Genomic DNA, 9,178 nt, shown 5'->3' with positions numbered 1-9,178 from the left:
TAGTGTCCATGTTCGTGAAAGTGTCCATGGTAGAAAACACGGGCAAAAATAAAAGACGGTCTGGATGAGACGCTTACCATTGAGGGTAAAAATTTGCTGGATTTTTTTAAGATTAATAAATTCAGGGTTAAATAAAAGGCGCCAGTTTTGGCGCCCGATAATTACAGGAAGAAGGGGCTGGGCTGGAACAGTCGCTCGACATCGGTAATAAATTTTTTATCAGTAAGGAACATAATGACGTGGTCTCCTTGTTCAATACGCAGATTGTCGTTAGCGATCATGACATCATTACCCCGCACGACGGCACCGATGATTGTGCCAGGCGGCAGCTTAATTTCATCAATCACACGTCCGACTACGCGCGACGTGCTCTCATCACCGTGTGCCACGGCTTCAATTGCTTCGGCAACCCCACGGCGCAGCGATGAGACTCCGACAATATCCGCTTTACGCACATGACTCAGCAGCGCAGAAATGGTGGCCTGCTGCGGCGAGATCGCAATATCGATCACGCTACCCTGTACCAGATCGACATACGCCTTACGCTGAATCAGCACCATTACTTTTTTGGCACCCATTCGCTTCGCCAACATGGCGGACATGATATTCGCTTCATCATCATTAGTGACGGCGATGAACAGATCCATTCGATCGATGTGTTCTTCTGCCAGCAGCTCCTGATCGGATGCATCGCCATAAAACACAATGGTGTTCTGGAGTTTTTCTGCCAGCTCTGCTGCGCGTTGTAGATCGCGTTCGATCAGTTTGACGCTGTAGTCTTTTTCAAGACGCATTGCCAAACCGGCACCGATATTCCCGCCACCAACCAGCATGATGCGTTTATAGGGTTTTTCCAGGCGCTGCAATTCACTCATGACGGCACGAATATGCTGTGAAGCGGCGATGAAGAAGACTTCGTCACCGGCTTCAACAATCGTTGAGCCCTGCGGGCGAATGGGGCGGTCATGACGGAAAATTGCGGCGACGCGAGTGTCGATATGCGGCATATGTTCACGCATGGTCGAGAGTGCGTTGCCGACCAGCGGCCCACCATAATAGGCTTTGACGACGGCGAGGCTGACTTTTCCTTCGGCGAAATTAACGACCTGCAGTGCCCCTGGGTATTCGATCAGTCGATAAAGACTGTCGATAACCAACTGTTCCGGGGCAATAAGGTGGTCGATAGGAACGGCTTCGGAATGAAATAACTTGTCTGCATCGCGCACGTAGTCCGGTGAGCGGATACGCGCAATACGGTTCGGCGTATTAAACAGCGAATAGGCCACCTGGCAGGCAACCATATTCGTTTCATCCGAGCTGGTTACCGCAACCAGCATATCTGCGTCGTCTGCCCCAGCTTCACGCAGCACGCGCGGGTGCGAACCATGCCCCTGGACGACGCGTAAATCAAACTTGTCCTGCAAACTGCGCAGACGATCGCCGTTAGTATCCACGACGGTGATGTCATTATTCTCACCGACCAGATTTTCCGCCAGCGTACCGCCGACTTGTCCCGCGCCCAGTATTATGATTTTCATCAGCTGCGACCCGTTATCCCAATCATTGTTTGGAAAGCTTAGCGTAAAAGAAGCCGTCGCCTTCTTCGGCGCCTTGCAGATTCTGCTGGCCCGGTTGCTCTGACGTTCCCGTCACGCTTAAGTGAGCATCTGGTGTGCGTTTAAGGAACGCGGCAATTTGCTGGCTGTTCTCTTCCGGCAAAATAGAGCACGTGGCATACACCAACGTCCCGCCAGGCTTGAGATGCGGCCAGATGGCATCAAGAATCTCTGCCTGTAACTGCGCGAGTTCGTTGATATCACGGTCACGACGCAGCCATTTGATATCCGGATGACGACGAATAACCCCGGTTGCTGAGCAAGGAGCATCCAGCAGAATGCGGTCAAACAGCTGTTCGCCACACCATTGTTCTGGATAGCGACCATCACCCTGCTTAACGGTCGCCTTCATACCAAGACGTTTGAGGTTGTCATAAACGCGTGACAGGCGTTTTTCATCGACATCGACCGCCAGTACGTTAGCCTGCGGAGCGACTTCAAGAATATGGGTGGTTTTCCCCCCTGGCGCACAGCACAGATCGAGGATCTGTTCACCGTTCTCAGGCTGCAGATAGCGCATGCAACCCTGAGCTGACGCATCCTGTACGGTAACCCAGCCCTGCTCGAAGCCTGGTAAAGCCAACACCGATGCGGGCGTTTCCAGACGCACGGCATCTGGATAATCCGGGTGTGGGAAACCAGTCATGCCGGCTTCGGTCAGCAAGTTTAACCAGGCATCGCGGGTATGGTGGTTACGGTTGACGCGCAGCCACATCGGCGGGCGTTGATTGTTGGCCTCAAGAATGGCTTCCCAATGTTGCGGCCAGGCATTCTTGATGCGTTTGACCAGCCAGGAAGGGTGTAAAAAACGCAGCTCGCTTTGGGAAAACTCAGACAGCAGCTCTTCCTGACGACGCTGGAACTGGCGTAACACCCCGTTAATCAAACCTTTAAGCTGAGGACGTTTGATAACTACTGCGCCTTCGACCGTCTCGGCCAGCGCCGCGTGTGGTGGGATGCGGGTATGCAGAAGCTGATAGAAGCCAACCATAATCAGATAGTGTACGGTACGCTGTTTGCCCGTTATTGGGCGTTCCATCAGCTGTTGAATCATCCACTCCAACTGGGAGAGCGTGCGCAGCACACCGAAGCACAGCTCCTGCAACAGTGCTTTGTCTTTATCGGCGACTTTTTGCTGCAAAGCGGGCAGGACGTTGCTTAACGACTGCCCCTTTTCGACAACCTGTTCCACGGCCTGTGCCGCCATACTGCGTAAATTAAGATGTTTTTTCATAACCGCAAAAATAAAAATGCCCGGAGACACCGGGCTTTAAAAGATATGAACCGTCAGAGTAGACGGTTTCCGGGTTTGAACCACTCCCGGCGTGAATTCAGCAGATCCTGCGCACTCATCGCTTTTTTACCCGCAGGCTGTAGCGATTCAAGATTCAAAATGCCATCAGCCGTTGCGACCTGGATACCCTGTTTATTGGCTTCAATAATGGTACCGGGTTCCGCTTTTATCTGAGTGTTTATTGCTGACGCCTTCCAGACCTTAACAGGCTGGTCATCAATGACGATATAGCTCATTGGCCACGGGGTGAACGCACGGATGCAGCGCTCTAGTTTTGCGGCGCTAAGCGTCCAGTCGACGCGTGCTTCTTCTTTGCTGAGCTTCTCGGCGTAGGTAACCTGCGTTTCGTCCTGAACCTCAGGCGTTGCTGTACCGGTTGCAATCTGCGTCAGGGTTTCAAGCAGCCCCTTCGGGCCAAGTTGTGCCAGCTTGTCGTACAGTGTTGCACTAGTATCTTCGGCAGTAATCGGGCAGGAGAGCTTATAAAGCATATCGCCCGTGTCCAGGCCGACATCCATTTGCATGATAGTAACGCCGGTTTCCGCATCGCCCGCCCAAAGAGAGCGTTGAATTGGTGCTGCGCCACGCCAGCGTGGGAGCAAAGAACCGTGCACGTTCAGACAACCCAGGCGTGGCATCTCCAGAACCGCTTTCGGCAGGATGAGGCCATAGGCAACAACCACCATCACGTCAGCTTGCAAATCGGCAACGAGCTGCTGATTTTCCTGCGGGCGAAGGGATACGGGCTGAAATACCGGAATCCCTCTCTCTTCTGCCAGAACTTTGACCGGGCCTGGCATCAATTTTTTGCCACGTCCGGCAGGGCGGTCAGGCTGAGTGAATACGCCAACAATCTGATGCTCAGAAGAGAGCAGCGCGTCAAGGTGACGCGCTGCAAAATCAGGTGTGCCGGCAAAAATAATGCGTAGTGAATCTGACACGTGGATTCTTATCCTTAAGCTCGCGCTTTCATACGATCAAGTTTTTCAACTTTCTGGCGAATACGTTGTTGCTTCAGCGGCGACAGATAATCGATAAACAATTTACCGACCAGGTGATCCATTTCATGCTGGATACAAATAGCCAACAGGCCATCAGCTTCCAGCTCGTAGGTTTGACCTTCGCGGTTCAGCGCGCGAATTTTGACTTTTTCAGCACGCGGAACAAGTGCGCGCTGTTCTGGAATAGAGAGGCAACCTTCTTCAATTCCAGTCTCGCCGCTTTTTTCCAGCAGTTCTGGGTTAATTAACACCAGTTGCTCTGCGCGGTCTTCCGAGACATCAATAACGATAATACGTTGATGAATATCTACCTGAGTTGCCGCCAGGCCGATACCTTCTTCCGCGTACATCGTCTCGAACATATCGTCGACGATACGCTGAATTTCTGCATTAACTTCTTTTACCGGCATAGCGACTTTGCGAAGACGCTCGTCCGGAATATGTAACACTTGCAAAACTGCCATAAATATCCAGAGTCGTGTTCAGGAGTGAGAAACATTATTCCCTCTATTCTAGACAAATCCCCCCCCGATTGACAGCATCGGTGACCAATCGCAAAGATTGGGCGAGCTACTTATGGCTGGGACGCAGATGACTTCTACGGAAATATGGTTGCGCCTGATATATACAGGCGATCTGTTTGGCGACGGCATGATCAGGGCGGCGCAGTGCCTGACGAAAAGCGGCGCGATTGATGTTGAGGCTCTGACATCTTGTGGCCTAACGACAAATCAGGCCAGACGTTTTCTGGCAATGAGTCCGCGGGAAATCGAGGAGAGCCTGCTTTGGCTCGAACAGCCGCAACACCACCTTATTCTGGCCTGCGAGCGGCAGTACCCTCAGCCATTACGGGCGATTGCAGATTACCCGGGGGCGCTTTTTATTAAAGGTGATCCAGACATACTGGCGAGCCAGCAGCTTGCTGTGGTTGGCAGTCGTGCTCATTCCTGGTACGGCGAACGCTGGGGAACACAGTTTTGTGAGACATTGGCCCGAAGCGGGTTGACCATTACCAGTGGCCTGGCGCTTGGGATCGACAGTGTGGCCCATCGCGCAGCACTCAACGCACAGGGCAAAACCATTGGTGTACTGGGACATGGTCTTTTTACTGTGTATCCACGACGCCATGTTTCTCTCGCTGCCGATGTCATCGCCAATGGTGGGGTGCTCGTCTCGGAGTTTTCCCTCAAAACCACGCCTTATCCGGGTAATTTTCCGCGGCGTAATCTCATTATTAGTGGGCTTAGTCGTGGCGTGCTGGTTATCGAAGCCGCTTTACGCAGCGGTTCATTAGTTACCGCGCGCTGTGCGCTGGAACAGGGGCGAGAGGTTTTTGCGTTGCCCGGACCGGTAGGCAATCCAGGCAGTGAAGGGCCCCACTGGTTGATACAGCAGGGCGCGCTCCTGGTCTCCTCGCCAGAAGAAATCCTGGAAAATTTGCAATACGGGCTACATTGGCTGCCAGCAGGTAACGAAAATTCAATTTATTCACCAGATCAAGAAGAGGTGGCATTGCCATTTCCCGAGCTCCTGGCTAACGTAGGAGATGAGGTAACACCTGTTGACGTCGTCGCTGAACGTGCCGGCCAACCTGTGCCAGTAACCGTGGCTCAGCTACTTGAACTGGAGTTAGCAGGGTGGATCGCAGCTGTACCCGGCGGCTATGTCCGATTGAGGAGGGCAAGCCATGTTCGACGTACTAATGTATTTGTTTGAGACTTACATCCATAACGAAGCTGAAATGCGAGTGGATCAGGACAAACTGGAACGGGACCTTACCGACGCTGGTTTTGATCGTGAAGATATCTACAACGCGCTTCTGTGGCTTGAAAAGCTTGCTGACTATCAGGAAGGCCTCGCCGAACCGATGCAGCTCGCTTCTGACCCACTCTCCGTGCGTATTTATACGCCAGAAGAGTGTGAACGGCTGGATGCCAGTTGCCGGGGATTCTTACTATTCCTGGAGCAGATTCAGGTGCTAAACCTCGAAACACGTGAAATGGTGATTGAACGTGTGCTGGCGCTGGATACGGCAGAATTCGAACTGGAAGACCTCAAATGGGTTATTCTGATGGTTCTGTTTAATATTCCAGGGTGTGAAAACGCCTACCAGCAAATGGAAGAATTACTCTTTGAAGTGAATGAAGGTATGCTGCACTAATCATTTTTGCAGCTTCCAGAGTCCTTATGGCCAAATCAGCACTGTTTACGGTGCGTAACAACGAGCCCTGCCCACAGTGCGGGGCTGAACTTGTTATCCGTTCCGGCAAGCATGGTCCGTTTCTCGGGTGCTCTCATTATCCGGAATGCGATTATGTTCGTCCGCTGAAAAGTCAGGCGGATGGGCACGTTGTCAAAATTCTGGAAGGGCAAAATTGCCCTGTTTGTGGTGCAGTACTGGTACTGCGTCAGGGGCGGTTTGGGATGTTTATCGGCTGCAGCCAATATCCTGAGTGCGAGCATACTGAGCAAATCGACAAACCTGATGATACCGCGATCACTTGCCCACAGTGTCAGTCCGGGCACTTGATCCAGCGGCGATCGCGATTTGGGAAAACCTTTCACTCCTGCGATCGTTACCCCGATTGCCAGTTCGTCATCAATTTCAAACCTGTGGCTGGGGAGTGTCCAACATGCCACTACCCGCTACTTATTGAGAAAAAAACGGCGCAAGGCATCAGATGTTTCTGCGCCAGTAAACAATGTGGAAAGCCGGTAACGGCGGAACAGACCCGTGAAGAATAACCTGCATTTGGATCCCATCGCTGCTGCGGTGGAGGTCCTGAAAAATAAAAACGTCATCGCATATCCCACAGAGGCTGTTTTCGGTGTCGGGTGTGACCCGGACAGCGAGATTGCCGTAAACCGTCTGCTTGAGTTGAAACAACGTCCGGTCGAGAAAGGACTTATCCTGATCGCCGCGCATTTCGAGCAACTAAAGCCATATATAGACGACAGCATGTTGAGTGAAGCCCAGCGGCAGGCCATTTTTGCCTGTTGGCCAGGACCCGTCACATTTGTCTTTCCGGCCAAAGCTACCACGCCGCGCTGGTTGACCGGGCGTTTCGATTCCCTGGCTGTCCGCGTTACCGATCACCCGCAGGTGATTGCGCTCTGTGAGGCATATGGCAAACCGCTGGTATCAACCAGCGCGAACTTAACCGGTTTACTCCCCTGCCGAACGGATGACGAAGTACGCCAGCAATTTGGTGCCGATTTCCCGGTCCTGGAAGGTAACACTGGTGGTCGCCAGAATCCGTCTGAAATTCGCGATGCCCTCACCGGCGAACTTTTCCGTCAAGGTTAATTCTATGGAATCCTACGCTGTATTTGGTAATCCAATTGCACATAGCAAATCGCCGTTCATTCACGCGCAATTCGCGGTTCAGTTAAAGATCGAACATCCCTATGGTCGCGTACTGGCGCCGATGGATGATTTTGTGAATACGCTTGAAGCTTTCTTTGCAGCGGGGGGGAAAGGCGCCAATATTACCGTGCCTTTTAAAGAGGAAGCCTTCAGCCGGGCGGATGAACTCACCGAACGTGCCGCGCTTGCCGGGGCGGTAAATACATTAAAGCGTCTCGAAGATGGGCGCTTGCTGGGTGACAACACTGACGGTATTGGTTTATTGAGTGATCTGGAGCGATTGTCATTTATTAAGCCTGGTTTTCGCATTCTTCTGATTGGTGCGGGCGGTGCCGCGCGCGGCGTACTGCTACCTCTCCTTTCACTGGATTGCGCAGTGACGATAACAAACCGGACGTTGGCGCGTGCGCAGGAATTAGCGACGCTCTTTGCACATACCGGGAGCGTGAATGCGTTTGCATTATCCGAGCTGGCAGGCCATGAGTTTGACCTCATCATTAACGCCACATCCAGCGGTATTGACGGGGGGATTCCTGAGTTACCGGAATCTCTCGTCCACGCGGATCTTTATTGCTATGACATGTTCTATCAGAAAGGCTGTACGCCTTTCATTGCCTGGTGTCAGCAGCATGGCGCGCAGAGATGTGCCGATGGTTTGGGAATGCTGGTGGGGCAAGCCGCGCATTCGGTGCTGTTGTGGCATGGGGTTTTGCCAGATATAGAAACCGTCATTAAACAGCTCCAGCGAGAACTGTCGGCATGAATCAGGCTATTCAGTTTCCCGACAGGGAAGAATGGAGCGATGCACAGCAGGCGGTTTGCTTTCCTGCCCTGGTCAACGGTATGCAGTTAACCTGCGTCTTACCTGGAGAAATTCTGGCGGAACGGTTTGGGGGCGATTCGCCAGCGCAGTGGCTGGCGTTGTTCTGTGAAAACCGCTGGGATTTGGAAGATGAAGCCGAGCAGTTGATCCGCGAGCAGCAGGAAGACGAACAAGGTTATATCTGGTTATCCTGAGCCAGATATTCATCTTTCCATTTCACATAGTTGTTCGCCGAGTACGTTAATCCTGCGATCTCTTCTTCTTTTAGCGGGCGGATCTGTTTTACCGGGCTGCCAAGGTAAAGATAACCGCTTTCAAGGCGCTTATTCTGTGGAACCAGGCTGCCCGCGCCAATCATCACGTCATCCTCGATAACCACGCCATCTAATAAAATGGATCCCATTCCGACCAGAACGCGGTTACCGATAGTGCAGCCATGCAGCATCACCTTGTGTCCTACCGTTACGTCTTCACCAATGATCAGCGGGTTGCCTTCAGGGTTGTAAGAGGATTTGTGCGTGACGTGTAATACGCTGCCATCCTGGATATTGCTGCGCGCGCCTATCTCTACATAGTTGACGTCACCACGGATAACAACCAGTGGCCAGATACCGACATCAGCGGCAATACGCACATCGCCGATAACGACGCTGGTGGCATCGACCATGACTTTTTCACCGACCTGGGGATACACATTTCTATAAGGACGTAAAACTGCGGACATAGCTACCTCAACAAAAACAGGGTGTGAAGAAGACTTTGGTAGCAATAGCGGCCTTGTGCAAGCCTTTTACTTATCAGAATGTGAGCAGATCGTACGGGATCTGGACGAAAAGAATGGAAAAGCAGCAGTCAGAAAAAAAGATCCAAAAAACGCTTGTGCTAAAAGTTTGGATCCCTATAATGCGCCTCCATCGACAAGGCGGATGTGAATCACTTCACACTAAGTAGCCGGTTCGGTTGAAGAGAAAAACCTGAAAATAAACGGTTGACTCTGAAAGAGGAAAGCGTAATATACGCCACCTCGCGACAAAGCGCTAAAGCGCGTCGCAACTGCTCTTTAACAATTTATCAGAC

11 protein-coding genes are annotated in these 9,178 nt (G+C 52.1%); 6 read left to right on the top strand and 5 right to left on the bottom strand.

Features of this window, described 5'->3' with window-relative positions; genetic code table 11:
* Positions 1 to 161: 161 nt before the first annotated feature.
* Genes trkA through def form a run of 4 tightly spaced genes read right to left on the bottom strand, consistent with a single transcriptional unit; the run spans position 162 to position 4,375 of the window.
* Positions 162 to 1,538 (bottom strand): Trk system potassium transporter TrkA, encoded by a 1,377-nt coding sequence (trkA, locus tag ACSZPU_RS20250; protein ID WP_499002514.1) that lies wholly within the window; start codon positions 1,536 to 1,538, stop codon positions 162 to 164.
* Between the two features lie 22 nt (positions 1,539 to 1,560).
* Entirely contained in the window at positions 1,561 to 2,850 is a 1,290-nt protein-coding gene (gene rsmB, locus ACSZPU_RS20245; protein WP_499002511.1) for a 16S rRNA (cytosine(967)-C(5))-methyltransferase RsmB, read from the bottom strand.
* 53 nt (positions 2,851 to 2,903) lie between these two features.
* Positions 2,904 to 3,851: a methionyl-tRNA formyltransferase gene (gene fmt, locus ACSZPU_RS20240; protein WP_499002510.1), complete on the bottom strand. Its 948-nt coding sequence runs from the start codon at positions 3,849 to 3,851 to the stop codon at positions 2,904 to 2,906.
* Between the two features lie 14 nt (positions 3,852 to 3,865).
* The gene (def, locus tag ACSZPU_RS20235) at positions 3,866 to 4,375 is read right to left on the bottom strand and encodes a peptide deformylase (RefSeq protein WP_499002507.1); all 510 of its coding nucleotides are present in this window, start codon (positions 4,373 to 4,375) and stop codon (positions 3,866 to 3,868) included.
* Positions 4,376 to 4,502: 127 nt separating this feature from the next.
* Here def and dprA point away from each other — a divergent pair, with 127 nt between their 5' ends.
* From dprA to ACSZPU_RS20205, 6 genes are read left to right on the top strand one after another with little or no spacing between them, the layout of a single operon-like run.
* The gene (gene dprA / locus ACSZPU_RS20230) at positions 4,503 to 5,627 is read left to right on the top strand and encodes a DNA-protecting protein DprA (protein ID WP_499002504.1); all 1,125 of its coding nucleotides are present in this window, start codon (positions 4,503 to 4,505) and stop codon (positions 5,625 to 5,627) included.
* Complete coding sequence (gene smg / locus ACSZPU_RS20225) at positions 5,599 to 6,072, top strand: DUF494 family protein Smg (RefSeq protein WP_039076830.1); 474 nt, start codon at positions 5,599 to 5,601, stop codon at positions 6,070 to 6,072. The genes dprA and smg overlap by 29 nt, the downstream gene beginning before the upstream one ends.
* 26 nt (positions 6,073 to 6,098) lie before the next feature.
* Complete coding sequence (locus ACSZPU_RS20220) at positions 6,099 to 6,656, top strand: DNA topoisomerase family protein (protein WP_499002501.1); 558 nt, start codon at positions 6,099 to 6,101, stop codon at positions 6,654 to 6,656.
* Positions 6,646 to 7,218 (top strand): L-threonylcarbamoyladenylate synthase type 1 TsaC, encoded by a 573-nt coding sequence (gene tsaC / locus ACSZPU_RS20215; protein WP_499002499.1) that lies wholly within the window; start codon positions 6,646 to 6,648, stop codon positions 7,216 to 7,218. Before ACSZPU_RS20220 ends, tsaC begins: the two co-directional genes overlap by 11 nt.
* 4 nt (positions 7,219 to 7,222) lie before the next feature.
* The gene (gene aroE / locus ACSZPU_RS20210) at positions 7,223 to 8,041 is read left to right on the top strand and encodes a shikimate dehydrogenase (RefSeq protein WP_499002497.1); all 819 of its coding nucleotides are present in this window, start codon (positions 7,223 to 7,225) and stop codon (positions 8,039 to 8,041) included.
* Positions 8,038 to 8,295 (top strand): DUF1488 family protein, encoded by a 258-nt coding sequence (locus ACSZPU_RS20205; RefSeq protein ID WP_499002495.1) that lies wholly within the window; start codon positions 8,038 to 8,040, stop codon positions 8,293 to 8,295. The genes aroE and ACSZPU_RS20205 overlap by 4 nt, the downstream gene beginning before the upstream one ends.
* Here the strand turns inward: ACSZPU_RS20205 and ACSZPU_RS20200 are convergent.
* On the bottom strand, positions 8,277 to 8,825 hold the full coding sequence (locus tag ACSZPU_RS20200; RefSeq protein WP_499002493.1) for a gamma carbonic anhydrase family protein: 549 nt from the start codon (positions 8,823 to 8,825) through the stop codon (positions 8,277 to 8,279). The genes ACSZPU_RS20205 and ACSZPU_RS20200 overlap by 19 nt on opposite strands.
* Between the last annotated feature and the right edge of the window lie 353 nt (positions 8,826 to 9,178).

Origin of the sequence: Phytobacter sp. V69, assembly GCF_965644215.1 — a bacterium.
Taxonomy (GTDB): domain Bacteria; phylum Pseudomonadota; class Gammaproteobacteria; order Enterobacterales; family Enterobacteriaceae; genus Phytobacter.
This window is presented reverse-complemented; position numbering and strand designations above follow the sequence as displayed.